Source organism: Pseudomonas sp. NPDC078416, assembly GCF_050268485.1.
Taxonomy (GTDB): Bacteria; Pseudomonadota; Gammaproteobacteria; order Pseudomonadales; family Pseudomonadaceae; genus Aquipseudomonas.
The window spans coordinates 22,133-45,978 of sequence record NZ_JBNNGV010000013.1 but is presented as its reverse complement, the minus strand read 5'-3'; the positions used below and the strand labels follow the sequence as shown (position 1 = coordinate 45,978).

The following is a 23,846-nucleotide window of genomic DNA, read 5'->3' as shown; positions in this document are numbered from 1 at the left end:
CGACGTCGAAAAAAACCCGAACTCGCCGACCGCCCACACATCCAACCTTCATACCCCACAGCGAGGATGAATCCATGAGCAACGACAACCCGGTTGACCCACGCAACGTCACGCAGCCTGACGCGCCAACCCTCGACAGCGCCGGCAAACCCGTCAACGTCGTGCAGCGAGACCTCAATGACCCGGACGACGACACCCGCGCGGTGGACGAAGTCATCACCCCGACCTCGATTCGGGAAAAGGAACAGGACGCGGAAGAACTGAACAGGAAGTCAGCCGAAATCGAACGCAAGGTCGCCGACGGCCGTTGATCGACCCGAGGGCGGTTTCTCTGCCGCCCTTCTCCCTGCCCACGTATCTCCCGTCTCTCTCCGTCCCTAGCCAGTGCCCAGTAGCGCCCGTACCGCTTGCAGCACTGCGCCGATTTCGAATGGCTTGTCGAACACCTTGCTGAACAGGTCGGGCCGGGCGATGCCCAGATGAGACTGCGCACCGCTCATCAGCACAATAGGGATTTGCCCCAGCACTTCGCTCGCTCGCACCGCTTCCGCCAGCTCGATGCCGTTCATTCCGGGCATCATGTAATCGGTGATGATCAGCTGCGGGCGTTCGCGCTCGAGGATGCCCAAGGCCTTCTGCCCGCTGCCGGCGGTGACGGTCAGGTAGCCTTCATCCTCCAGCGCGAAGCTCAGTATGTCGGCGATGAGGTATTCATCATCGACAATCAGAATCGTGGTCATGCCGCCCTCCGCGCGAACGAGCGAGCATCGGCTCGATGACGACTTCTACGCCGTTGCATTGCCTGAATCGTCGAGGGCATGGAACGCAGCCTTTTTCACAGTCAGACCCTGCTCGCCGATCAAGACGTCCAGCAGGGCCGGGTCGTAGGGGTTATCGCGGATTTTGAGGATCGACAGTTGCCGGGTCAGCCCCGCTGACGATTGCCCGAAGCGGATCAGCATGAGGTTGTCGACAATGCCCGACATGTCCGGGGCCGGGGCGTCAATCTTGCCGCCGATCAGGCCGCGGATTTCCCAGCTGCACACCACCGTGACGCCACGGGCGCGAAGCTCGCTCATCAAGGCGCTGAATAGGTCGAGAATCCGTGATTGATCGGCCGACGCGCGGGCCATGCCACCCAGGCTGTCGAGGAACACCCGCTTGATGCCGTGCTGCTCGACGATCCGCAGCAGATCGAGTGCCAGTTTGTCGATCAACTCGGCGGTGGGTGATTTCCACGCAATGTGCAGCGCCCCGGCGCGTTCCAGCGCCTCGAAGTCCAGCCCGAGCGCTGCCGCCTTTACCCGAAGGCGCTGCGGCGACTCGTAGAAGCCAAACAACAGCCCCGGTTCGTCGGGCGTGGCGCGAGCGAGAAAGTTGAGGCCGAACGTGGTCTTGCCAGTGCCCGACGGGCCGAGGAGCAAGGTCACGGACGACTCCACCAGGCCACCGCCGATCAAAGGGTCCAGCGTGTCGATCCCGCTGGGAATGACACTGAATTCTGCACTGTCGCGCAGCGCCGAGTGGGTGATGGTGCTTTCCAGGCGCGGGTAGACCACCAGGCCGTTTTCCGTGATTTCGCATTCGTGGGCGCCAGGAATGGCGCCGCTGCCACGGGTCTTGCGGGCCTTGATGCGGCGCACGGAACGGTTGCCGACCACCTCTTCACCCATTTCCAGCACGCCGTCGACCATGGTGTGTTCGGGGCTGCCGTCGTCCAGCTGTGAGCTGGTCAGGAAGAACACCGTGCAACCGGCGAAGGCGGCGTGGCCCTGCAGCTCGGAGATGAAGCGTTTGGTATTGATGGAGGATTCGGCTTTGGAGCGGGCATTGAGCAGCCCGTCGAGGATCAGCACCGTGGACTTCTGGCGGACGATCTCCCGGCGCAGCAACTTGACGACTTCATCGAGGCCGTCGTTTTCCATGGTGTCGAATGCGCTGACGAACTGAATCTGCTCGCCGACGCGGTCCTTGTCGAAGAAGCTCAGGGTGGAGAGAAACTGAAACAGCCGCTCATGGGGCTCGGCGAGCAGCGTGGCGAACAGCACGCGACCGCCATTGCGGATGTGATTGAAACCTATCTGATTGGCCAGAATGGTTTTGCCGGAGCCCGGACGACCCTGAATGATGTAGGAGGATCCGGCAACGAAACCGCCCATTAGCAGCTCATCAAGCCCTTCAATTCCGCTCTGAAGGCGTTTTAGCTGATTCAAATTTGCTTCCTCCGCCACGGTATTGGCGTCGTGAATATTGCGAGTTAAGTGCGCGACTAATCACACATTCTTCCGTTTTTAAGGGAGCTTTCCAAGCGTAATCATCAATTCTCATGACAGATTCACACGCATCCGCCGACAGACGCAGTCAGGTATCCATTCGAACGCGTGATTATCACTCGACCGAATCGGATCCGGCTTCCGGGGTGCACCCTTCGGTCTCGGCCCGGGACTGCTCGCTGCGCCGCTCGGGATCGTCCGGCTTGATGGGTGCAGACAACGGGTACTCGGGCGTGTCGTCACGATCTGCTGGCTGATCGTCAGACGTTCCGCAAACGAGTAATGGGCTATTGGGGCACATGGTCGCAGGTCCATTGAGGTAGGCACGGATTTGAGTGCTGCGGCGAGCGCTCGTGCGGTCCACCGGACCAGTGGAAAGAGTGCTGTCGCGTGCACTTTGCAGGACTCGCGGTGACCTCGACTGCAGGATCGGCTTTAGCCGGGAAGGCGTCGGGCGTCACAACGCAACATGGAGAGCCCTCACACCAGCTTCTCTCCGGCGGCGTCCAGTTTCAACAACACGGTAAAACAGCATCCGCCGTCATCACGGCTGGTCAGCGTCACCGTCCAGTGCTGGTTGGCGCAGATGCGCTGGACCAGCGACAAGCCCAGCCCCAGCCCTTCCCCGCGCTGTTCGTCGCCACGCACGAAGGGCTGGAACATGGCCTGCTGTTTTTCCAGCGGAATGCCGATGCCGCTGTCCTCGACGCTGAAACCATCGCTGCGCAGGGTCAACCGGATGAAGCCCTGATCGGTGTAGTGCCACGCGTTGCGCAGCAGATTGCCCATCACCGAGCGCAGCAGGGGCGCATTGTGTGTTTCACCGTCGGTCTGCACCTGTTGGTAAATGAACCGAATACCTTTTGCCTCGATGGGGGCACGCCAGGCCTCGACCAGTTCATCAGCAATCTGCTCCATTGATGAGCGCTGACCCTGGGGAACATTCTTGCCTTCAGTACGAGCCAGCAACAGAAAGGTTTCGACCAGTTGGTTCATACCGGCCGTGGCTTTGCCGATGCGCTTGACCTGGGCGCGGGAACGGTCGTCCAGCGCCGGGTATTCCATCAGTAATTCGCAGGACGTCGCCAGCACCATGAGCGGCGTACGCAGTTCATGGCTGACGTCGCTGGTGAACAGCTTCTCGCGACTCAGCGCGGCCCGCAGCCGGCCCAGAGTTTCGTCGAAGGATCGGGCCAGCGCACCGACTTCATCGTTGGCGTAGTCACTGGCGAGCACCGGCGCCAGTTCCAGCAACTGATCGCGATGACGCACCTGGCTGGCCAGGCGCGACACCGGCGTGATCACCCGAGACGCGAGCAGCCGCCCCAGCAGCACCGCCAGCAGCACGCTGAGGACGAAGCCGATGAGCACAACGCCAAACAGAATCCGTTCACGTTTTTGGAATTTGCGCTGATCGCGCAGCAGCACGTAGTAGCGCCCGTTCACTTCCGAGACCATGGCGTAATAGGCTTTCTTGCCGCGAAAGAACTCCTGAAATCCCAGGGGCAGCCCCTTGAGGTCGTCGCTCATGGCGAGGTCGCCAACGCCCTCTTCGGCGTAGAACAATTCGTCTTTTTCCGGCCGGTGGCGCCAGTCGTTGACGCTGTCCACGGCCAGCAGACGGTGCATATTGCCCTTCAGGCTCATGATCGACAGGCGCTTTTCGACCACGTGCACGGTGGCAATGATGCCGACGGCGAATACCCCGGCGACCAGCGTGCTCATCAACGCAAATACGATGACAATACGTTGCTTAAGGCTGTGTTTGATGTCCATGAAGGTCCGTGCATGGCGGTACTCGAATCCGGGGCGTGGCCCCACCGGCGGCGATTATCCGGTGCGGGATGTCATGGTTTCGTCAAACGCCGCGCTCCTCCCGGGTCAAGCCGGTCCCGCTGGAATCCGAGGCCGCATCAGCAACATCCCGACCGCGCACCCGCCCATCAGCAGACAGGTGACGATGAACACCACCGGCATGCCGAAATGCCCGCCCAGGTATCCCCCGGTCAGCGGACCCAGGACCTGGCCGATGTACTGGCACGACGTGGAATAACCGAGCGTGCGTCCGGCCACGGCGTCGGGCACCGAATGGCGGATAATCGCGGCGATGCACGGCAACAGGCCGCCCAGGGCAATGCCCATGAGAAAACGCATCAGCACCAGTTGCCAGGCCTGAGTGACGAATGCCTGGGGGATCAACAGGAGGGCCGTCGCGCTCAAACAGCCGATCACCACTTTCCAGTGGCCGATGCGGTCGGCCAGCTTGCCGATGCGCGAGGCCGACAACACGCTGGCCAGTGCAGTGGCCGACATCACCAGCCCGGCCATCAGCGTGACGTTGTCGCTGTGCAACTGGGTCAGGTACACGGTGATGATCGGCTCGATGGACATGATCGAAAACATCACCAGACAGGCCACGACCAGCATGGTCAGCACCGGCGTCTTGTCCGCGATGACGTCCCACGCCCGCACGGCCGGCGCTTTCGCCACGCCAGCCTGACGTCGGGGCCGAGGCGCTTCCTTCATCAGGAACAGCGTGGCAAGGAAGGTCAGGAAGATCACACCCCCGGCCAGGAAGAACGTGTTGCGGATGCCGATCAGCGGCGGCAGCAGCCCGCCAATCAACGGGCCGGCCAGATTACCGGCCATGATCCCCGAAGAGAGCATGCCCAGTGCCCAGCCGGTGCGCGCCTTGGGCGTCTGCGTCGCCACCAGAATGGTCGCGCCAGAGGCATAGCCGCCGAGCAACCCCGCCAGCAAACGCAGCCCGACCAACTGGTAAATGTTCTCCGCCAGGCCGATCAGCGACATCGCCACCGCCATGCCCAGGCTGGCGCGAATCAGCATGAGCTTGCGCCCATAGCGATCCCCCAGTCGCCCCCACAGCGGCGCGGTCAGCGCGGCAGACAGAAACGTCGCGCCGAACGCCACCCCCGACCACTGCACGATGGCGGCCTGATCAGTGACGCCCAGGTGCTCGACATACAGCGGCAGAAACGGCAGCAGCAGGGTCATGGCAACAATGGTGGTGAACGCGCCGAACACACAAACGGCCAGGTTGCGCTTCCAGTTTTCTTCGACGAGGGAGGGCTGAGGTTGAGAGGGCGTGGTCATGAAGGCTTTACCGTGAACGGAATACGCTCACGGTAGAGGGCTGGCGGCCATAAATAAAATTCATGTTTTTCATGCAGGGGATTCCAGAAAGGAATACCCCCCCTCACTGCTACCGCCCTATGCGGGCTCAGGCGACCAGGGCGGCGCGAGGCACCGTGAAGCGGAATTCACTGCCGACGCCCTCTTCACTGGCGGCGGTCAGTTCACCGCCGTGGACCCTGACGATGCCTTGGGAGATGTAAAGGCCTAGCCCCGTCCCGCTCGGGTTGCCTTCGCGTCTGCGCCAGTAGCGCTCGAACACGTGGGGCAACTGATCGCTACGGATACCCTCGCCGGTATCAGCCACGCTGAACACCACATTGTCGCCTGCACCCGCAGCCGTGACTTTCACGCTGCCGGTCTTGGGTGTGAACTTGATCGCATTGCCCACCAGGTTGGAGAGCACCTGAAACATGCGCTCCGGGTCGGCGAAAATCGTCAGGTCGGGTTCGGCTTCGAACGTCAGGTCGATGTATTTGTTGAGCGCCAGTGGCGTCAGCAGCGACCAGGCATCTTCGAACAATCGGCTGACTTCCAGCGGCTCGGCGTCGATGAAGTAGCGGCCGGCTTCGATCTTGGACGTATCGAGCAAATCCTCCAGCAGGTTGGTCATCCGCGAGGACGCGCGCTGCAGGATGTCGATGGCCGAGCTGAGTCGCTTGGTAGAAGCAGTGGCGTCGGCGTTGATCACCCGCTGCATCATGCCGCACTGCATGACGATAACCGTCAGCGGGCTGCGCAGGTCGTGGGACACCACGGCCACCAACTCGTCGCGTGCACGCACGGCCTCTTGTTCGCGCAGCACCTGGCGCGACAGGTCCGCCTCCAGCGCCGAGCGGCGCAGGTCGGACACCGCGTAGACCTCGCCGGCGTTCCAGGTCCTGGCCTTGCCCTCGACCTGTTGTTCCCACAGGGCAAACGATTCCCGTGGTTGCAGACGGTCGTTGACGACCCGTTTGGCCTGCTGCGGGTTGCCGCTCCACTCCACGCTGCCCCTGACCTCGGCGCGAAACCACAGCACCCCGTTGGTGACCGGCTTGGGCAAGCTGAACGCCAGCAGTCCGCTGGCCACACGTTGATACGCCTGCGCGTCAGGGAACACGACGCCGAGGCTGGACGTCTCGAACACCACCCCGGGCCGATTCTGCAGCCATTGGTGCAACGCACTGACTTGCTCGGTGCTCGGACACTGGCCGATCAGGTGCACCTGACCGTCGATGATCACCGCCACGCCGTTGGCGTCGACCAGTGTCAGCAGCGCCTGGGAATGTTCAAGCAGCCCGTTGTAGACGTCGTCCGCGGACTCGTTCATCGCCCTGGACAGCCGGTCCAGCATGTGATGTTTGGCCAGTCGCTGGCGCTGAGTCTGCTGGTCTTCCAGCAGGCTGATCTGCATCGACAGCACTTGTCCGATGGTCTGGCAGGCCGAGCGCAGCGTATGCGGCACTTGCAGCGGCTCGCGATTGCCGCAACTGATCAGGCCCCAGAGCCGTTCATCCTTGAGCAGGGAAATGCTCATCGAGGAGCGCACGCCCATGTTATGCATGTACTGACAGTGGATCGGTGACACGCTGCGCAGCACCGCATGACTCATGTCCAGCGGCTGGCCGGTGTCCGGGCGCAGGGCCGGAACCAGAGGCGCCGGCACATACGCGGCGTCGGGGATGATGCGCAGCCAGTTCAGGCGATACAGCTCGCGGGCCTGCTGCGGGATGTCGGTGGCGGGGAAAAACAGCCCCAGGTAGGCGTCCAGTTCGGCCGTCGCCGACTCGGCAATGACCTGCCCGTGGCCCTCCTCTTCAAACCGATAGATCATCACACGGTCGTAGCCGGTCAGGGCGCGGATCTCCGAAACGCTGATGGCGTACAGATCGTCCAGGGATTTGGCCGATTGCAGGCGACGCAGGGTGCGCGTGAGGCGCGGCCCCAGGTGCTCCATCGACCCTTGCGCGGCGCCGGGCTCGATCTCCAGAAACAACAGGCCGTCATGGCGGTGCAGCAGGCCATCGAATGCCTGCCCGGCAAACTGCATTGGCAATGGATCGAGGCTGTGCAGATCCGCGTCCTGAACGGCGTCGCGCAAGGCGTTGGCCTGGGACTCGCCCAGCCAGCGTATCAGCGAGTCGCCGGTCTGCACGTCGCCGGGGATGCCCAGCATCTGCCAGGCATTGGCGCTGGCCTGTTGCACGGTCCAGTCGGTTTCGAGCAGGGTCAGCAGAGCACCGTGGGGCTGAATGGCGCCGGGGATGCGAATCGGTTCATTGGCGCAGGTGTCCAGCAGGTCGTCCAGCACGTGCTTCGTGAGCGGCGTGTCATTAGGCGTCATTCAGCACTCCCGCTTGCTCCAGCCAGGTTTGAAAGCAGTCGAAGGTGGCGCAGGCCGCCTGCACCACCTCGGCGTTGTGCAGCGGCGTATCGAACTCGGCCAGTTGCTTGAGGAAGGCCTTCCACAGGCGCCCGGTGTCGCGCCCGTACACGTCCAGAAACTCACCGCCGCTGTCGGCATCGATGCCCAGCCTGTCGGCGATGATCCGGCGCAGCACCTGCCCCCCCAGCGTCGCCCCCTCCATGACATACATCACGCCAAGCAACCGAGCAACGCTGCCGATCGCGGGCAGCGCGCTACACCGGGGCAAGGCGTCGATCTGCGTATCGCTCAGGCCGAGGGCGTGCAGATCCTTGATCAGCGCCGGGATTTTCTGCCGCGCAGGGTCGGTGACCTGGGGCGCAAGAAAGCGCTCAATCGATTGTTGCAGGGGCAGATGAAAGCCGTAGTAGGCCGCGATGATCCGTTTGTAGGTGCCAAGATCAAGCTGGGGGTGGGTCAATGGCAATCGGGCTTCGAGTGTCGTGTGCTGGACGACGGTAGCCGTTCGCAATTGCTGAAGGACACTGGCAAAGGAGGCCGGGACGCAAGGGTCGCGAAACGCAGGGGTGATTTCAACCAAGGCAAAAGTGTCCGGTCTGAGCGGACGTGCCTTAACATGCGGCAGCCGCAGTCTTAAGGCAGATGATGCGCGCACACTAATGGAGACAGTGCCCGGCTGTAAATATAGCTGACAGGTAAATCCCGACGTTCGGCTGGGCGGTACGTTCTCTGCGCGACCTTCGCCGTCGGGAAGCCTTGATACAGCGGGTATTGTCACCGCCAAGCCACTGCGGCGAGCAGGCCGAGCAGCCCGCCGATCAGTAATCCGATCCACATCGCGGGGCGTTTTTTTGCATCGGGCCTGATGGGGGTCGACGTTGGCTGCGTGGCTGCGGGGTTTCTTTGTGTTGGGGAGTGCGTCCTGGCGTGCAGCGGTGAGGGCGGCATGGCGTTCGGCGCGAGCAGCACCGCGGCCTGAGCATCGCGCTCGATCCGGGACACCCGTTGCGCCACCTGCGTGCGCAAGCCTTCAAGGCCAGTGATGGGCACTGGAATCTGCTCAAGCAGCGTCAGGCGCAGGTGCTCAAGCTGCACATTAAAGAAATCAAGAGCCGCCAGATCACAGACATTGATCTCCAGCTCCCGCAGCACCGCTTGCCACGCACCGAAGAGTCCATTGAGGATTTCAGTCCGCGCCGACACCCCTCGGGGCCAGGGTTGGGCGTCTGCCCGCAAAAGGGTTTCCAGCACCCCCAGGCTTTCGCACATCCCGTCCAGCCCTCCCAGATGACTGCGCGCCAGGGCGTAAGCCGCCGCCGTTTGCAGGTCCGCGCCGTTGCTGGCGAACAAGGCGAGGCAGCACTGCTCGATGGTTCGCCAGTCCACATCAGGACAGGCCGGATGACCGAGCCGGGCCATCTCAATGCACAACCTTCGGTAGTCAGGCAACGCGCGTGGATCGCCGCCGGCCTTGATCCCCACGGCAAAGCCCCTGGTCATCAAGCTTTCTGTGGGCCTCAAGGCAGGGCCCGCACATCGTGACGCTTGAGATGACGCACCACCGCCCTTCCCTCCGGGCTCAACGTCGTTCCGAATGTCGCGGTGCGCTCGCCCTCCAGCGTCGCGTCGAGGGCGTAGACCAGATGGCCCGGCTGGGCCTGCGGCAACAGTTCGATGTGCAACGACAACAGGCGCGGCTCGTATTTGAGCAGCGTGTCGGCGATGGTCCGCATCAGTGCATGGGCGGCAGACGGCAATCCTTCGAGCACGGCGCCCATGTCCGGCAGGCCGTAATCAGGCAGGTGCGCGAGGGTGCCCGCGCGGCTGTTGAGGACGCGCTGCAGATTGTCCAGCACCGAAAGCACGTACTGGTCGTCTTCCGCCACCCGGGACAGGTCGAGTTCGCCACTGAAATTCTGCAGCAGGGTTTCGTACAGCGAAGGGTTGAGCTCGGTCATGGCTCAACCCTCGGCCAGGGGGCGCAGCGTCAGCCGGCTTTCCCCCAGCTCAATGACCCGGGGCCGGTCCGGGTCGAGATCGTCGCGGGTGAGCAGCAAGCGCCAGTCATTGAGCTGTGAATCGGGCTCGCGGAATAACCCGACGACGGCGACCACCCCGGCGTTTTCATTCAGCGGTACATCCAGCTGCGCCCCCTCTCCCGGCTTGATCACCAGCGATCGCTGATCCAGCAGGTCAGCGCCGAGCAGGCGGTCGGCGTCACGCAGCAGGTCGTCGTAGGTGGCGTTGTTCGCCGACTTGTCATCGCGCAGCTGGTACACCCGCACCATCAACGGCACCGACAACGCGCGCATGTCCGTGCCTTCGGTGTTCAGGGCCACGCGACCGTCGAAGTCCAGGCGCAGCGTTTTGACCTGCTTGTAGAAGATTGCCCTGGTCATCGATGCGGTGGAGTCCGACACGCTTTGCGTGACCCCGCAGCCGCTGACAAGGAAGCCGAAGGCGATGATCGGCACCGCCCTAAGCAAAGCCGAAATAGTTGTACGCGACATGGATGGTCTCTTTTTTCTGAGGATTGAGGTGGAGCCCCTGATAACGGCCCAGATGAATGGTGATGCTGTCGGTTTGCGCAGTTGCGCGGCCCTTGAGTCCAAGTCCGGCGGTCATGCCCAGCAGCACGCCGCGTCCGCTCAGCGCCGAAACCGGCAGGCAATCGATCGGCAGCGACAGGCGCAACCGTGCCGTACAGCGCCAACCGAGGTACACCTGCAACAGCACCCGCAGGTCGCTGAGCAAGCCGCCGCCGGGCAACCATTCCCGCGCCTCGTCGTGGTCGGCGGTGAACAGCGTGAGCATCAGTTCGCTGTTGACGTCGCGCCCAACGCTGCCCAGCGGCGTGCCCTGGGACAGGCTCACCGGCCGCGCGGAGCAAAGGCTGGCAGGCGCGTCGAGGACAATGTTCAGAGGCCAGTGGGGCACGATCGACGCCCGGGTGTGAGACGCCAGCAAGTGCACCAGCGCCAAAATGCCCTCGGCATTGCGGGTCGGCAAACGCATCACGCCGAGCAACGCCAGAAAACGCGACAGCGGCGTGGCGATGCGTTTCGCGGTGCCGGGGATGCCCAGCCCGATCAGCCCGAACAGGCACTGGGAAGTCGGGTCGGCACCCGCGGGCGCAAACGACGCCGGGTACGAATACTTGCGCCAGATCCGGTAGAACTGGGTGAAGACCCGGTGGTTGAAGATGTCGAGAAACCCCTCCAGCGCCTCATGGCCCTCCCGCCGTTGCGCGATGTCGTCGAGGTAACGCGTGGGCAGCGGCGAGTCCACGCCGTAGAGGCCGAGCAAACGGGTGCGCACGGTCGCCGGCAGCCCCTGATCCTCGGATGACCACTCCACGGCTTTCAGCTCACTGGCCGGAAAGCCCATGCCGGGGTCGGGCCGAAAACGCACCAGATCATCCTTCGGGTTTTCCGTGCTGCCCAACGGCGGCTGATCTGGCGCAACGCTTTCCAGCAACTGACAGAAGCGGTAAACGCTCGCCTGCGCCACCCGCCCCTCCACGGCAGCGAGCCATTCGGCAACCCTCAACCGGGAATCCGCTGGCTGTGGTTTTCGCTCCATTGCAGTCTCCTCCCGGTCGGTTGCAGGGTCAGGGTGATCTGGGTGAACAGATGGATGTCGGCGTACAGCGCGAAGAACCGGTTGAGCATTTCGCCGAACAGGCAGATATCGCCCTCGCCGGCAAAGCCGTCGGCGTCGAGGGTCACTTCGATGTCCACGCCGCGCATGAGAAAGCCTTTTTCGAAGCGCTGAATCAGGTGATGACGCACTTCGACGATGGCGTCCAGACGCCGGCGATTGAGCTCGCTGCCGGTCCAGTCATACAGCGCCAGGGTGCCGCGCAGCACTTCGGCGTTGTCGAGCATCGGCAGGAAGTTCGAGCCCAGGTGGCTCAACACCCGCCAGTGAAAGCGGTCGCGGCTCGGCGGATAGCACGGCAGGCTCGGCGCACACAGATTGCGCACCCGCAGACCGGCCTGGGTGGCGTGCAGCGGCGTGTCGAGGATCGTGCTTTGCAGCGCTTTTCTCGGCAACTGGCCGTTGGTGCCGGTGAGCCGCAGGGACAGGCACGGGCGCTCGGCCAGCCGATCAACGTCCGCACCCTCGCCGCCGAGTATCAGCCACATGTCATGCAGTCCGTTCGCACCGCGCTTGAGGCGGGTGTGGAAATAACGCTCGGGCGCCTCATCGCGGAGCATGCCGCCCTTGTGCCGGAAGCTGGAAAACGGCACGTACTCTTCCCGCCCGGAATCCCGGGACGCCGTCACCCGGTCGACCGAATAGATTTCGGTGTGGCCGTCCTGCAAGCGCATCGGCCGCAGCAGGTAGTCGGTCTGCAAAGGGTCCAGCGACAGCGGGTCGGCCTCCAGCGAGAACAGATTGATCACCGGCACGGCGTGCAGGCGGATGTGCTCCGCACTCAGGGCAAGCCCGTGGGGCCACGCTTCACTCAGCACAACCTCGAGTTCAAACCACGGCGCGTCCGGCGCGATGCTCATGTTCTCAAGGCCGTGCAGGGTGACGAACATGAATTTCTCGCGAAAGCTGAAGTACTCCAGCAGCAACTGGTAGCCGCTGAACGCGCTGTCGCCCTTGGGCCAGAGCCGGTCGGCATCGCCAAAGCCCTTTGGCGCGAAGCCGCCTTGCAGCGGCTGGCGTTGCGCGTCCCCGGGCTGACGCACATACAGCGCCTGTGTGCCCAGGGTCAGCGCGTGATGCAGCGCGTTGGCCACCGCCGGCGTGGCGTTGAGGTACAGCGGGATGCGGCGCAAATCCAGCTGACCCCAGTGGCTCAGCGCACCGCAGGAAAAACGCAGGCGAATAACCGAGCGACCGTCCGGTTCCTGGGCCAGGCGCACCGAGTCCAGCGCCAGCGGACGCAGGGTCAACGCCTGGGTGGTGGTGTAGCTGCAACGCGTGCGCTGGGGGCCGATGGGTTGCGACTGAATTTCAAAGCCGGTCGCGACCTCCTCGCTTTGTTTCATCTGGTGCACGTCGGGTTGCAGCTCGACGATGGACAGCGACGGAATGGTGCGCAGGTAGTGGGGCCACAGCAGGCTGACCAGGCCTTCGGTCAGCTCCGGCAAGTCGTCGTCGAGCTTTTCCCGCAGGCGCCCCATCAGGAACGCGAAGCCTTCGAACAGCCGCTCGACGTAGGGATCGTGGGCGCCGGGTTTGTCCAGATTCAGCGAGGCGGCGCGGTCGGGAAACGCCTGCGCGAACTCCTTGCCGGCCTCGCGCAGGTAGCGCATTTCGGCGTCGAAATAACGCAGGGTCAGATTGTCCGTGTTCAAAAAAACCTCCGGGTTGTCAGTGTCAGCCGCACAGCACTGCTGCGCGAACCGGGTCCATGGCCACCAGAGCCGCCAGCAGCGGCTCCATGCGTTTACTCAGCGCGTTTTTGTCGGCGTCGCTGCGCTGGGCTTTGAGGCGCAGCAGCTTGAGCAACCGCGCCTTGACTTCAAATACCCGCGCGGGCTCCCACTGGGCGAGCACATGGCGCTGGGCCGTCGCGTCCAGTTCGCCGAGCAGGTGCAAGGCCAGCTCGCTTTTGCCGTACTGCTCGGCGACCCGCGCCATCAACAGCCGCAGCAACCAATGCTGCCGGCCGCCGTGAATGTCGGGCCGCGTGTCGAGCCACGCCAGCGCCACCTCGACGCCGTCGCGGTCAGCCTGGGCCAGCGCCTCGCTTTCGAGGGCGAGAATGTCGGCGTCGTCTGCGACGCAGGCGGCCGGCGCGGGCAGCCATGCAGCCGCGCCCTGGGTGCTGACGTGCTGGTCGATCCACTCGCGGGTGGTCTCGTCGGCAAAGGCCGAGCCGTCGTCCCAGCACAACGTTTCGAGGCCCGGCAGGCGTTCGAGGAGCAGGCCCAGATCCTCTTTGACGATGCGCGCCCAGCCTTCCGACGGCGCGGGTTGGCGGCTCAGCGCCTGATACAGAAACCACTGCAGGTCGAGCCAGAAATGATTCACGCCCTCGGCGAACATGCGCTCCACCTGATCAAGCAACTCGTTCCAGCTCTGTTGCAGGTACAGCCGTTTGAGCTGCGCGCGGTATTCGTCCCGGGGCGGTGCCAGTCGTGTTCGACCGCTCGCGTCCTGGGGCGGCGACTGGTGCACGGTGTCCCAGCGCAGGCTTTTCATCAGCCGATGGGCCGCCAGCCAGCCTTGGGGTTGTTCGCGCAGATAGCTGGCCAGCGCGCGGCCGTTGTCGAGCAGGTCACGGCCCGAGCGGATGACGCCCGGTTCGGGGCGAGCGCCGTGGCTGGCGGCTTCACGGCTGCCTGATTCACGACCAGCGCCGGCGTGGCTGGCACTGAATTGCGGCACCACCGCATCCAGTCCGCCGGCCTGGGCCAGCCGTGCCGACAGCGCCGCGTACAACGCGCCCAGGTCCGGCCGCTGCTCGGCAGGCCAGCCTTCCAGCACCTGATCCAGCCAGGCGAGCGCGGCGACCGTGCGTTCGGCCTCGGCCTTCACCACTTCCGGGTACAGCGTCAGGCTGTCCAGCACCTTGGCGCTGGCCAGCCATTCCAGCGCCACCTTGCGACTGTTCGGCCGCGCCGGCAGCACCTCGGCGCTGTAGCGATCAACCATTGCCGCCAGCAGATTCAAGCCTGCCGCCAATCCGGCTTCGCCGTCCCGCTGCAGACGCGCCCACAGGTAATAGGTGAGCACGCGCAGGTCCTTGCACGTGCCTTTCAGTAGCTTTTCGGCCAGCACGATCACGCGCTCGGCGTCAGCGCCGGACAGTTTGTTGACCTCCTCGCGCATGCTCTGGAAATCATCGTCATAGCCCGGGTCCTGGCCAGCGGGAGACTGATCGCTGATCGGTGTCAGCCATGACGCCCACTCCGCAGCGTGGGCCCTGGCCATCTCAACCGCGTCGCGATCGCCCAGGGTGGTGGTAATCAACCGTTGCAGGCTCATTCGATCACCTCGGCGCGCGCTGACGGTTGTGCGCTGGCGATCCCGTTGAGGAAGATCTGTCGCGGCAGTTTGAAATTGCGCAGCGCCAGCAGGCTCATCGGTCCTGCGCCGAGCTCGGTGCGCATGTGCCAGGTGAGGCCCAGGCCGTCCGGCGCCGGCACCTCGATGCGGTAGCGGCTGTCACTGTCGTCCAGCGCGGTGACGGTGGCGGCGTCCAGCAGACGGATCAACCCCCAGACACCCTGAAAATCCCCATACAGACGCTCGCCGCTGCGCACGCTGGTCCAGGTCAGGCTGGCACCGGGGTAGTCGCTGCTGCCGGGCCAGCCGAAGCGTTGCCAACTCTCTTTCTGATTGAAGTACTGATGCCGCGCGCCGTTGAGCACGAAGGTGGTTTGCACGACGTCACGCACCGCCTTGCCCTGCAGCTCGAAATTGATGCCCATGCCGCCGTCGGTGTAGAGCACGTCGGCCAAGTGGCTGAGCTGATTGACCGCCGCGAGAAATTTCGGGTTGATCAACAGGCCCTGACCATGGGTCGGGTCCACCTCCCAGCGGCCGCCGTCCTTGCGCAACACGCCGGTCAGTTCGCGCTGCAGGAACTGCTCGATACGCCCCGAATCCCCACGAATCATCTTGCCCAGCATCGGCAACGAGGCGTCGCTGCCGGTGGCGGCAAAGGGGTAACGGCCGAGAAACGCTTTGTCCCATTTATCAACCACCGCCTGCTGCCACTGCCGGTTCAGGGCGGCCGCCGAGGGCTCGAGCACCTTGCGCCAGGCCTGATCCAGCGGCTGCACGAACAACGCGTGAGCCATGCCGTCCCACTCCTCGCCAAGACTGGCGGCCAGCAACTCGCCGTAGGCGCGGGTGTCGGTGAGGTCGATGTTCTTGCCCTGGAATACCGTCTGCGCCATGGCCTGGGTCATGCCCTGGGGATCGGCGGCGTGACTGACCTGCTGCAACTTCAGGCGCACCCGGGTCACGCGGGTCAGAAAGGCCTGCAGGCTGAGGTCGTCATCGCCGCCCTTGCCTTCCGGGTCCTTGCCCAACAACCCCAACAGCGGGCCGAAGGTCGGATCCAGCGGACCGGCCGGCGTGTCGAGCTGCTGGCTGATGGCAGGCACCGGCGTCGAGCGCTCGCTGCCCATCAGCTTCTGCGCCGACTGCACCAGCGAGTCCTTCAGCCCCTGACGGCGAGTGCCGGCCTGACCCTGCCAGGCCAGGGTGTTCATGAAGGCAATCAACGGTGACTGGCGGACGTCGCTCATCAGCGTCAGTTGGTCGATGACGTCGGCCAGGCTGTCGGCCCGCCGCCATTGCACGCTGTTAAGAAACTCAAGCCAGGCGCCGGAGTAATCATGGAAGTAGCGCTCGGTCAGGCGCGCTCTGAGCTGCTCGGGCGAGGTGTCGGCAACGGCGCTGTTGTCGCGATCGCTGAGCACCCAGTCGATCTGCTCGCGACGGGCCTCGACGATGTCATCGATTGCCTGACGCACCTGCCCTTCCCACGCCTGCCGCGTGAACACACCCGGCACACTCGCCTCGGTGAAAAACAGCGGCCACGCCTCTTTGTCATCGACCATCTGTTCGAGGTCGAGATCGGGAGCGTGGGTCGCGGCGGCCTCCAGCACCTGCCGATAAAGGCTGGCTTCACCATTGCGCTGGCCCAGTTGCACCAGCAACACCTGCCGCGCCTGGGCCACCAGTGCGTCATCCAGTTCGACACGCCACTGCGGATTGGCCGCCAACTGCTCGGCGTAAAACTGCCACAGCGTCGGCGACAGTCCTTTCCACAAACCCGGCGATACGCCCATTCGCGCCGGTTCGGCATGACCCAACGCGGTCACCAGAAATGCGGCATCAACCTTCTCCGGGCGGGCCATCATCAGGTAGGCCTTCAGCTGCACGTATGCGTTGTGCGCGCCCTTGGCCCGCCGCGGACTGTCGGCAGGCGATGCCACCAGCGATGCCAGCTGGCGCTTGAGGTTTTCCGCCGCCGGGTCTCGCATCAGCCGGTTATTGGCCTCGACATAGCGTGGCCACATTACCGCGAGCAGCGCATCGTTCTGGCTCAGCCCGAAGCGCTGGTACCAAGGCTCGCCACGCTGCGCGCGCTCCTTCAGCCGGCCCATTTCGAGGATCAGCGCGTTGAGGGCGAGCAACTGCTCATCGCTGTTGCCCGAAGGCTGCACGGCCGCGAGGGACGACTGAATGTCGAGTATCTGGGTACGGTGGGTGGAGAACGACAGCAGCAGGCCCGTCAACCAGATCAGCATGGCGCCGAGGGCAAGGGCGTAGCTGATGCGCGTGACGGGCCAATTCAAGCGCCGGACGTCGCGAGGTGTGTCCGCGAGCACGCCGGCCCACGCCGGACCCGCCAGCCATTGATTGCCGTTGGACTCGGTCAATGGCGCCGGCAAACTGAACCACAGCCCGCGCAACGGCACGCCCCGCGCGAACTTGCCCAGCAACGGCGTCAGGGCCTGCCGCCAGCGCGCGATGCCCTCTGCTTTCAGGTTGGAAGACAACCGTGAGAGAAAGTCATGGTCAGGGTAGACCGCCAGCTCGGCCAGGCCCATCTGGTGCAAAGAGTCGTCAATGGGGGCCAATATCGTCTGCAGTTGCGAGCCGCTGAAGCGCGAGGGCAGCAGCGACCCGGCGGGCCCCCGTGGGTGCTTTTGCTGCGTCCGATTGCTCTCGCAGACCTCCCACAGGTGCAGCGGCAACTGCCAGCCCAGGGTTCGGGCCAGTTGCTGCAGACCGGCGACGCCACTGCCCATTGTCGCGGCGGTCGCGCTTTGCTGCTTATCAAGCGCCCAGACCACGCCGTCCAGACCGCGCCGCTGGGTTACCGCGTGCCAGCGGGTGGCGGTTTTGCAGAGCTGGGATTGCGGGCTGCCGCCCCAGAGCAGCACGGTGTTCTGGGATTCAAGCCACTGGGCATCGGCAAGGCCTGGGGCGATGGCCTCGATCTGTTCGGGCTCCCCGACGACCAGAATGAAGCGGGTGCGGGTGCGCTGGAAGGCGGTGTACTGGTGGTCGAGGTGCTCCTGGAGTTCAGCGACGCCCGGGAGTTTCTTGGTGTCAGAGGTGGATGACGATTCCTCCGGTGGGAACACGCCGTCACCCTGCCGCCGCTCGACGCTCAGGCGGCTTTTCATCAGCGCCAGGGCACGAGGAAGGGTTTGCACCAACAGCGCGATCACCATCAGCAACAGAAACGCCGTGATTTGCTGATGCCTCTCCGTCAGTCCGACCCTTGCGCCATAGGTATAAACCAGCCAGCCCAGCGCCGCTGAGAAGGCGACCAGCCATACCGCGCCACCCGCGCGACGCCAGCCATTGCCGATCAAGGATTTCATGCGAGTTCTCCCGGTGTGACGGTATTGATCCAGCGGCCCGTGTCTTCACTGGCCAGTAGCAACAAGGGTTGCTGCGCGAGTCTGGTCATCTCGATGCCCAGCGCTGCCAGCAGCCAGTGACCGCAGGGGCCCGGCACGCCGTTTACGGGTTCCAGAATCCAGCGGTGATCAACCGACAGCGCTGCACCCTCGCGCGCCGCTGCCGCCAGTAATGGGGTGGTTTCCGGTTGCCAGTCGGCGCGGTCGGCCAGCACGCCTGTTGCATCGCGAGCTTTGGCCTGAATCTGCAGGAAAATGGTGAAGTCGGTTTCAAGGGAATCGACGTCGAGGGGCATCGGGCGCAACAGGCGCGCGGCGATTGGGAGCTTGTGGGCTTTGGCGACCCCGTCGGCGCACAGCAGGATGGCGGCGAGTCCGTCGGAGTAAGCCTCTTTACCGTGGGCCTGGACGACGAGGATGAGCTCGACGGCGTCGCGTGGGGTTTTAAGTGTTTCTTCCATCCAGGCGAAGGAGAGCTGGCTTGTCACGTGGACGCCGGTGAGGGTGGATGACGAGGTGAGATCGGACAGGTGCTGCTGACAGGCGTCGGCCAATGCTGGATGCTCATCCTGTGGCGCATCGGTCAGGACAGTGACCCTGAGACTTTCACTCGGTGGCAGCGGCGCCAGTATTGTCGACAGCGAACCCGTCAATTGGGCAAGACCTGCCATGGCCCGGCCCTTTTGGCCCTTCGGCAGGCCAACGATGCGGCGGGCTTTGCCTGAGTGTGGGACAGGCGTATGGGGCAGTTTCATCATCGCCACCGCAGACAAATGCTCGGGCAAAAGAACAAGTCCACCCATGACTGCCATGTAACGCTGACCCCATTCCGCCCAGGCGACCTGTTCCAGCCGGGACCGCTCCTGCAGCAGCCTGCACTCATCCAGAGCGCCACCGTAGGCGTGCACGCGCGCCGCCAGCGCGAGAATCGCCACCACCAACGGCGAGGCGGTGAGCGCCCATACGTTTAACGCCTGCAATTCAGGCACCACGACGTAGAGCAGGAACATCAGCACAGCCGCTGCCCCCGCTGAAACCACGATCAGCAGCCAGCGAACCGGTGAAGGCGGTTTGGGTGCGAGCCCTGCTTGCACGTATTCACGTTGCCACGCCATCTTCAATCCACCGCCCAGTCAGGTGCGCTGGAAATGACCTGGCAACCGCACAGCGAGTGGCAACCATCGACCACCAGCGCACGGCCATCCTCTAAACAGTCGGCACAACCCTCAATAATGGGATTAACGCCATGTCCGGGTATGGGACACATGACCCTATCCCCCACCAGAGCGACTGCTTTGTCCTGAGTGATGTGAGTGGACGACGCGGAAATTACCGCTCCTCCGTGGGTGGTCTTGTCACCCAACAATACGAATCCTTGTGACATTGAAAGATCCTTTGTTAATGAATTGATGAAGCCGTGTATTTATTCCGCGCGAGCGGATGCCTGGTCGAGCTCATGGGTTGCGCGTGCTTGTCATACGTGCCGGGTTTTAACGGTGCGGGCTTTCACTCACCGACTTGATGGCCGATATAAAGATCAGGGGCGACACGTTAAGTTATTACCTGTCCTCATCGTCTGGCTTCAGCCTTTAAACGAATGGCCTCCAGCGTGGGGAAATCTGGCGTATCGCTGTCATCTGGGCCCGAAGTCCCGTCTGGATAAATAAAGGCAGGGTGAATTCCGATGCTTTTGAACTCTGGCTGTTCTGACGTCACGACATACTGGGCGTGAAGCACTGCCTCAACGTTTATGTTTCGCACCTGGGGAGCCAGGTAAGTCTGGTAAGGCACCGCTTCACCCACCAGATTAAGTCTCTTGACGTAATCCTTCTTTAAGACATCCTTTACCCATGGGTAGTAATTATTCTTTATATCGAGACGGGTCCCCACCACGTTTTTGGCCCATTCAGGCCGAAAATCCGGATTGTTATGCTGAAACAGGACAAGAACATCACCTCCCGTTCCCACTACCGCACCTTCGCCAATGCGCTCAGGCCATTGAGGACGTACTCCAAAATTCACATAAGCCACGCGCCACCTACACATCCCGCCACCGTCAACAGCAAAATCGGCGTCATAGAAATCGCCCTCCCCGCGCCGTTTGAACGCTACACGCTGCTCCCTGGTATTGCCGAATACATCAGGCCCCTCATAAACGTTTTCGCAGATTGTCGATAGATAACCCACGGCCATGGGCGGCGGGACTAACCCTTCCGATACTTTAATCGTCATCGTGACTCTCTCCCCCTCCGTGTCCGGATGGAGTTCATAGTCAAGTGCGCAACCACTGAGCGATGCCAACAACGTAATACTTATGAGTAAAGCGCTGAATCTTGATACTTTCTGATTCGGTTGATCGCCCTGAAAATATCTCGCGGCGCTGAAAAACTTCATTATTTAGCCTCCGTCTTCAAGCGGATTTTCTGCATTTTTTCAAAGTCCGGCTCAAGTTCCCTGTTGGATTCTTCCGTCCCGTCGGGGTAGCGAAATGTTGTCGTTACGATTTCGTCAGCGAAGCGTTTCTTAGGGGAAGTCGATGTCACGACAAGATCTGAATGCAGCACTGGCTCAAAAAATATGTTTCTTGCGTCCCGAGCCCTGTAGGTACGATAACTTTCATACTCTTTGGCCAGATTTACACTCTTATCATAGTAACCAAATTCGTAGGCTTCCCTTACCCATGGGTAGTAATCCTTTACGATTGTCAGGTCCGGCCCTTCTATAAACTGATCAACAGTATTAAAGGCAGCGTGCTGCCCGTCGAACTTAACGATAACTGCCCCACCATAATAAGCGGTTACTTTTTTTGCAAAACGATTAGGAATACGGTACACGACTCCAAACTCGATGCTATCTAGTTGCCATTCACATTCACCGCCGCCATCAACGAATACCTCCGCCTCGTACAAATCTGTTTCTCCCCGCCTTGTGAACTTCGAATTTTGAAAATTTGATCCTGGAAATGGCACACTGCCCACACCGGGAAAGTCGATAAACATTCGGCATCTGGCCGACTCGTACTTGGCGAGCAAAGTTTTGGGCTCAAGCTCGGCAGGCACTTTTATAACAATTTTTACCTTTTCGCTGTCGGGCGGTGGCGTTAGAACGTCGTAGTCTTTTACGCAACCGCTTAAGAGAGCGAGCAGCGCAAAAGATAAAATCGCTGGCTTTGCGAATAGCATGGCGTGTTTCATATAAGGTTCTTTAGGACTATGCGGCATAGTGAGCGGCTTCATTTTTTTGCCTCCGCCGCCAGACGAATTTTTTGCATTTTTTCAAAGTTAGGCCGCGCTCGCCAATCGGATTCCACAGAGCCATCGGGGTAGTAGAATTTTATGAAGTCTCCAATGACGTGTTTCTTTGGCGACACAGATGTCACAACCACGTTTGAGTGCAGTACCGGCTCAAAATATATGGACCTTGCTTCCCGGGCCTCGTAGTTAAGATAGCCGCGATTCTCACTAGACAAATTCGCACGCCTCGCATAACCATCGATAAATTTTTCGCTTACCCATGGATAGTAATCCTTCACGATTGTTAAATCGGGGCCCACCACTTTCCTTGTTCCTCCGACGCTGAGCTGCGCTCTATTACCATCAAATTTTACGATGACCGTGCCGCCCGTGCCCTGCGTTACACTTTCCCCAAAACGACTTGGAAGACGGTATTTGATTCCAAACATTATATTACTAATACGCCAATTACAGCGACCGCCTCCATTGACGTACAACTTCGCCTCGTAAAACTCTGTGACCCCACGCTTGGTTAATGCCGAATCATATGCTTTGTATCCTTCTAGGGACTCAGGCCTACCATCACCGTCATGCACAACTTTTCGGCATACAGACGACCGATACATGACTCGTAGAGGTTGTGGCTCCAGCTCCTTGGGCATCTTTATAACGATTTCGACTTTCTCACCATCTGGCGGCGGATTCATACTGTAGTCTTTCGCGCAGCCGCTGAGGAAGGTGAGCAATACGAAGCACAAAACCGAAGTCTTCAAAAATGATTTAGCGTGATTCATGGAGTATTTCTCAGCGCAGGAGGTGGGGCAGCGATTGACTTGATTCTTGTGCATCTGCCGTCATGCGTATTTTTTGCATCTTCCTAAAGTTTGGCACCGATCTTCCATCGGATTCAACGGTCCCGTCCGGGTAGTAAAACTTTATGTATTCACCAAAAGCATGTTTCCTGGGTGCTATTGAAGTCACCACATAGTCCGGGTGCAGCACAGGCTCGAAATCTATATTTCGTGCCTCGCGAGCGATGTATGTTATATCCCCGCCATTCTCAGCACAAAGACTCGCGCGCTTTACGTACCCGCCGCTAAATCTCTCGTTTACCCAAGGGTAGTAATCTTTTGAAATTTTCAGATCGCGTCCAAGGACTGTTCTAGCGCCCGGCAATCGAAGTTGCGGATCATTGTGATCGAACACAACAACTATCTCTCCTCCCGCCCCAGTGAGCACGTTTTCTCCAAATGAGTTGGGCACGCGGTACGTCACACCAAATACAACATTGCTCAAACGCCATTCGCATGCGCCACCTCCATCTACAAAAAGATCAGTCCGATAGAGATTGTCAGCCCCATTGCGATGTAGCGAGACTTCGAAGGCGCTGTACCCTTCAATTGTTTCGGGACGACCGTCTCCGTCGTGAGTAATCCGCGGGCATTTAGCTGACCGATACATCACGCGCATGACCTCTGGCTCTAGCTCATCAGGCGGCTTGATAGTAATCGTGACTTTTTCGCCATCAGGCTGAGGGGAGATGCTGAAGTCTTTTGCGCAGCCGCAGAGGAAGGTGAGCAATACAAAGCACAGAAATGGAATTTTTCGATTTGATTTCACGTCAATCACCTAATGCTCCCGTGCACACTCTTCAGCGCAGCCAACGACTTCATTTTTTTGCTTCAGCCGACAAGCGAATCTTTTGCATTTTCTTAAAATCTGGCATCGACTGCCCATTGGATTCTATTGTTCCATCGGGGTAGTAAAACCTTATGAAATCTCCGATTACTTGTTTCTTTGGCGACACGGATGTTACTACAAAGTCTGAATGCAGTACCGGCTCAAAATATATATTCCGCGCCTGGTGAGCTTTATATGTTAGATAACCGCGACCTTCGCCCGAAAGACTCGCCCGCTTCGTGTACCCGCCTATAAAATTCTCGTTCACCCATGGATAGTAATCTGTAACGATTCTTAGGTCCGAGCCCGTTACATCCCTAGCCCGCCCGACGCTGAGAGGTGGGTTGTTTTCATCGAACCGAACAATAACTGTACCGCCTGTGCCTGATGCCACGTCTTTTCCAAAGCGATTTGGCGCTCGATAATTGATGCCGAATACCACACTGCTCAGACGCCAGTCGCATGGACCACCACCATCTATATAGAGCTCAGTTTTGTACAGACCACTATCTGCCTGTGGCAGGGGTCTCACCTCATATCCTTTGTGTCCATCTAGCGTTTCAGGCCGCTCATCTCCGTCACGGAACACACTTTGGCAGATAGCTGAGCGGTACATCACACTTACTGGATCCGGCTCCAGCTCATCAGAAACCTTCATCGTGAGAGTAACCTTTTCACCATCTGGCCGTGGAGCCATGCTGTAGTCTTTTGCGCAACCACTAGTGGAGATGACCGTCGCAATAGAAAGCAGCAATGCTCTCATACACAAACTTTCTTTGCTCAT

Annotated in this window: 22 protein-coding genes; 1 reads left to right on the top strand and 21 read right to left on the bottom strand. The window is 61.2% G+C overall.

Annotation, left to right across the window (positions count from 1 at the left end; translation table 11 throughout):
- Nucleotides 1-74: 74 nt before the first annotated feature.
- A complete protein-coding gene (locus tag ACQKEN_RS13885) occupies nucleotides 75-311 on the top strand; it encodes a hypothetical protein (protein ID WP_427686245.1) in 237 nt (78 codons plus the stop codon).
- 66 nt (nucleotides 312-377) lie between these two features.
- On the opposite strand, the gene ACQKEN_RS13880 is transcribed toward ACQKEN_RS13885, so the two are convergent.
- From ACQKEN_RS13880 to ACQKEN_RS13780, 21 genes are all read right to left on the bottom strand, one after another.
- The gene (locus ACQKEN_RS13880) at nucleotides 378-740 is read right to left on the bottom strand and encodes a response regulator (RefSeq protein WP_427686243.1); all 363 of its coding nucleotides are present in this window, start codon (nucleotides 738-740) and stop codon (nucleotides 378-380) included.
- 45 nt (nucleotides 741-785) lie between these two features.
- The gene (locus ACQKEN_RS13875; protein WP_427686241.1) at nucleotides 786-2,213 is read right to left on the bottom strand and encodes an ATPase domain-containing protein; all 1,428 of its coding nucleotides are present in this window, start codon (nucleotides 2,211-2,213) and stop codon (nucleotides 786-788) included.
- 175 nt (nucleotides 2,214-2,388) lie between these two features.
- On the bottom strand, nucleotides 2,389-2,574 hold the full coding sequence (locus ACQKEN_RS13870; RefSeq protein WP_427686239.1) for a hypothetical protein: 186 nt from the start codon (nucleotides 2,572-2,574) through the stop codon (nucleotides 2,389-2,391).
- A gap of 179 nt (nucleotides 2,575-2,753) precedes the next feature.
- On the bottom strand, nucleotides 2,754-4,049 hold the full coding sequence (locus tag ACQKEN_RS13865) for a sensor histidine kinase (protein ID WP_427686237.1): 1,296 nt from the start codon (nucleotides 4,047-4,049) through the stop codon (nucleotides 2,754-2,756).
- A 105-nt stretch (nucleotides 4,050-4,154) separates the two neighbouring features.
- Nucleotides 4,155-5,387, bottom strand: a complete 1,233-nt coding sequence (locus tag ACQKEN_RS13860; RefSeq protein WP_427686235.1) for an MFS transporter — start codon at nucleotides 5,385-5,387, stop codon at nucleotides 4,155-4,157.
- A gap of 127 nt (nucleotides 5,388-5,514) precedes the next feature.
- Nucleotides 5,515-7,752, bottom strand: coding sequence for an ATP-binding protein (locus ACQKEN_RS13855; protein ID WP_427686233.1), 2,238 nt, complete (start codon nucleotides 7,750-7,752; stop codon nucleotides 5,515-5,517).
- Nucleotides 7,742-8,374, bottom strand: coding sequence for a biliverdin-producing heme oxygenase (locus tag ACQKEN_RS13850; RefSeq protein WP_427686231.1), 633 nt, complete (start codon nucleotides 8,372-8,374; stop codon nucleotides 7,742-7,744). The genes ACQKEN_RS13855 and ACQKEN_RS13850 overlap by 11 nt, the downstream gene beginning before the upstream one ends.
- 194 nt (nucleotides 8,375-8,568) lie before the next feature.
- Complete coding sequence (locus ACQKEN_RS13845; RefSeq protein ID WP_427686229.1) at nucleotides 8,569-9,276, bottom strand: type VI secretion system ImpA family N-terminal domain-containing protein; 708 nt, start codon at nucleotides 9,274-9,276, stop codon at nucleotides 8,569-8,571.
- 35 nt (nucleotides 9,277-9,311) lie between these two features.
- A complete protein-coding gene (gene tssE / locus ACQKEN_RS13840) occupies nucleotides 9,312-9,752 on the bottom strand; it encodes a type VI secretion system baseplate subunit TssE (RefSeq protein WP_427686227.1) in 441 nt (146 codons plus the stop codon).
- A 3-nt stretch (nucleotides 9,753-9,755) separates the two neighbouring features.
- Nucleotides 9,756-10,304 (bottom strand): type VI secretion system lipoprotein TssJ, encoded by a 549-nt coding sequence (gene tssJ / locus ACQKEN_RS13835; protein ID WP_427686225.1) that lies wholly within the window; start codon nucleotides 10,302-10,304, stop codon nucleotides 9,756-9,758.
- A complete protein-coding gene (tssG, locus tag ACQKEN_RS13830) occupies nucleotides 10,273-11,376 on the bottom strand; it encodes a type VI secretion system baseplate subunit TssG (RefSeq protein ID WP_427686223.1) in 1,104 nt (367 codons plus the stop codon). The genes tssJ and tssG overlap by 32 nt, the downstream gene beginning before the upstream one ends.
- Nucleotides 11,340-13,109, bottom strand: a complete 1,770-nt coding sequence (gene tssF / locus ACQKEN_RS13825; protein ID WP_427686221.1) for a type VI secretion system baseplate subunit TssF — start codon at nucleotides 13,107-13,109, stop codon at nucleotides 11,340-11,342. Before tssF ends, tssG begins: the two co-directional genes overlap by 37 nt.
- Before the next feature lie 22 nt (nucleotides 13,110-13,131).
- On the bottom strand, nucleotides 13,132-14,745 hold the full coding sequence (tssA, locus tag ACQKEN_RS13820; protein WP_427686219.1) for a type VI secretion system protein TssA: 1,614 nt from the start codon (nucleotides 14,743-14,745) through the stop codon (nucleotides 13,132-13,134).
- Complete coding sequence (locus tag ACQKEN_RS13815) at nucleotides 14,742-17,909, bottom strand: ImcF-related family protein (protein WP_427686345.1); 3,168 nt, start codon at nucleotides 17,907-17,909, stop codon at nucleotides 14,742-14,744. The genes tssA and ACQKEN_RS13815 overlap by 4 nt, the downstream gene beginning before the upstream one ends.
- Nucleotides 17,910-18,106: 197 nt before the next feature.
- Nucleotides 18,107-19,159, bottom strand: a complete 1,053-nt coding sequence (locus ACQKEN_RS13810) for a hypothetical protein (protein ID WP_427686217.1) — start codon at nucleotides 19,157-19,159, stop codon at nucleotides 18,107-18,109.
- 107 nt (nucleotides 19,160-19,266) lie between these two features.
- Nucleotides 19,267-19,533, bottom strand: a complete 267-nt coding sequence (locus ACQKEN_RS13805; protein ID WP_427686215.1) for a PAAR domain-containing protein — start codon at nucleotides 19,531-19,533, stop codon at nucleotides 19,267-19,269.
- Between the two features lie 185 nt (nucleotides 19,534-19,718).
- Nucleotides 19,719-20,543 carry a hypothetical protein gene (locus ACQKEN_RS13800; RefSeq protein ID WP_427686213.1) on the bottom strand — a complete coding sequence of 275 codons (825 nt, stop codon included), beginning with the start codon at nucleotides 20,541-20,543 and terminating at the stop codon, nucleotides 19,719-19,721.
- Nucleotides 20,543-21,385 (bottom strand): hypothetical protein, encoded by an 843-nt coding sequence (locus tag ACQKEN_RS13795; protein WP_427686211.1) that lies wholly within the window; start codon nucleotides 21,383-21,385, stop codon nucleotides 20,543-20,545. The genes ACQKEN_RS13800 and ACQKEN_RS13795 overlap by 1 nt, the downstream gene beginning before the upstream one ends.
- Complete coding sequence (locus ACQKEN_RS13790) at nucleotides 21,382-22,176, bottom strand: hypothetical protein (RefSeq protein ID WP_427686209.1); 795 nt, start codon at nucleotides 22,174-22,176, stop codon at nucleotides 21,382-21,384. Before ACQKEN_RS13790 ends, ACQKEN_RS13795 begins: the two co-directional genes overlap by 4 nt.
- Nucleotides 22,177-22,186: 10 nt before the next feature.
- On the bottom strand, nucleotides 22,187-23,011 hold the full coding sequence (locus ACQKEN_RS13785; RefSeq protein ID WP_427686207.1) for a hypothetical protein: 825 nt from the start codon (nucleotides 23,009-23,011) through the stop codon (nucleotides 22,187-22,189).
- 40 nt (nucleotides 23,012-23,051) lie between these two features.
- Entirely contained in the window at nucleotides 23,052-23,846 is a 795-nt protein-coding gene (locus ACQKEN_RS13780; RefSeq protein WP_427686205.1) for a hypothetical protein, read from the bottom strand.

Coding starts and splice junctions, on each gene's coding strand:
- ACQKEN_RS13800 (WP_427686213.1), bottom strand. CDS start 20,543: ATGAAGTTTTTCAGCGCCGCGAGATATTTTCAGGGCGATCAACCGAAT.
- ACQKEN_RS13870 (WP_427686239.1), bottom strand. CDS start 2,574: ATGTGCCCCAATAGCCCATTACTCGTTTGCGGAACGTCTGACGATCAG.
- tssA (WP_427686219.1), bottom strand. CDS start 14,745: ATGAGCCTGCAACGGTTGATTACCACCACCCTGGGCGATCGCGACGCG.
- ACQKEN_RS13810 (WP_427686217.1), bottom strand. CDS start 19,159: ATGTTCCTGCTCTACGTCGTGGTGCCTGAATTGCAGGCGTTAAACGTA.
- ACQKEN_RS13805 (WP_427686215.1), bottom strand. CDS start 19,533: ATGTCACAAGGATTCGTATTGTTGGGTGACAAGACCACCCACGGAGGA.
- ACQKEN_RS13815 (WP_427686345.1), bottom strand. CDS start 17,909: ATGAAAAGCCGCCTGAGCGTCGAGCGGCGGCAGGGTGACGGCGTGTTC.
- ACQKEN_RS13780 (WP_427686205.1), bottom strand. CDS start 23,846: ATGAGCAAAGAAAGTTTGTGTATGAGAGCATTGCTGCTTTCTATTGCG.
- tssE (WP_427686227.1), bottom strand. CDS start 9,752: ATGACCGAGCTCAACCCTTCGCTGTACGAAACCCTGCTGCAGAATTTC.
- ACQKEN_RS13885 (WP_427686245.1), top strand. CDS start 75: ATGAGCAACGACAACCCGGTTGACCCACGCAACGTCACGCAGCCTGAC.
- tssJ (WP_427686225.1), bottom strand. CDS start 10,304: ATGTCGCGTACAACTATTTCGGCTTTGCTTAGGGCGGTGCCGATCATC.
- ACQKEN_RS13855 (WP_427686233.1), bottom strand. CDS start 7,752: ATGACGCCTAATGACACGCCGCTCACGAAGCACGTGCTGGACGACCTG.
- ACQKEN_RS13795 (WP_427686211.1), bottom strand. CDS start 21,385: ATGAAGCCGCTCACTATGCCGCATAGTCCTAAAGAACCTTATATGAAA.
- tssG (WP_427686223.1), bottom strand. CDS start 11,376: ATGGAGCGAAAACCACAGCCAGCGGATTCCCGGTTGAGGGTTGCCGAA.
- ACQKEN_RS13790 (WP_427686209.1), bottom strand. CDS start 22,176: ATGAATCACGCTAAATCATTTTTGAAGACTTCGGTTTTGTGCTTCGTA.
- ACQKEN_RS13865 (WP_427686237.1), bottom strand. CDS start 4,049: ATGGACATCAAACACAGCCTTAAGCAACGTATTGTCATCGTATTTGCG.
- ACQKEN_RS13860 (WP_427686235.1), bottom strand. CDS start 5,387: ATGACCACGCCCTCTCAACCTCAGCCCTCCCTCGTCGAAGAAAACTGG.
- ACQKEN_RS13880 (WP_427686243.1), bottom strand. CDS start 740: ATGACCACGATTCTGATTGTCGATGATGAATACCTCATCGCCGACATA.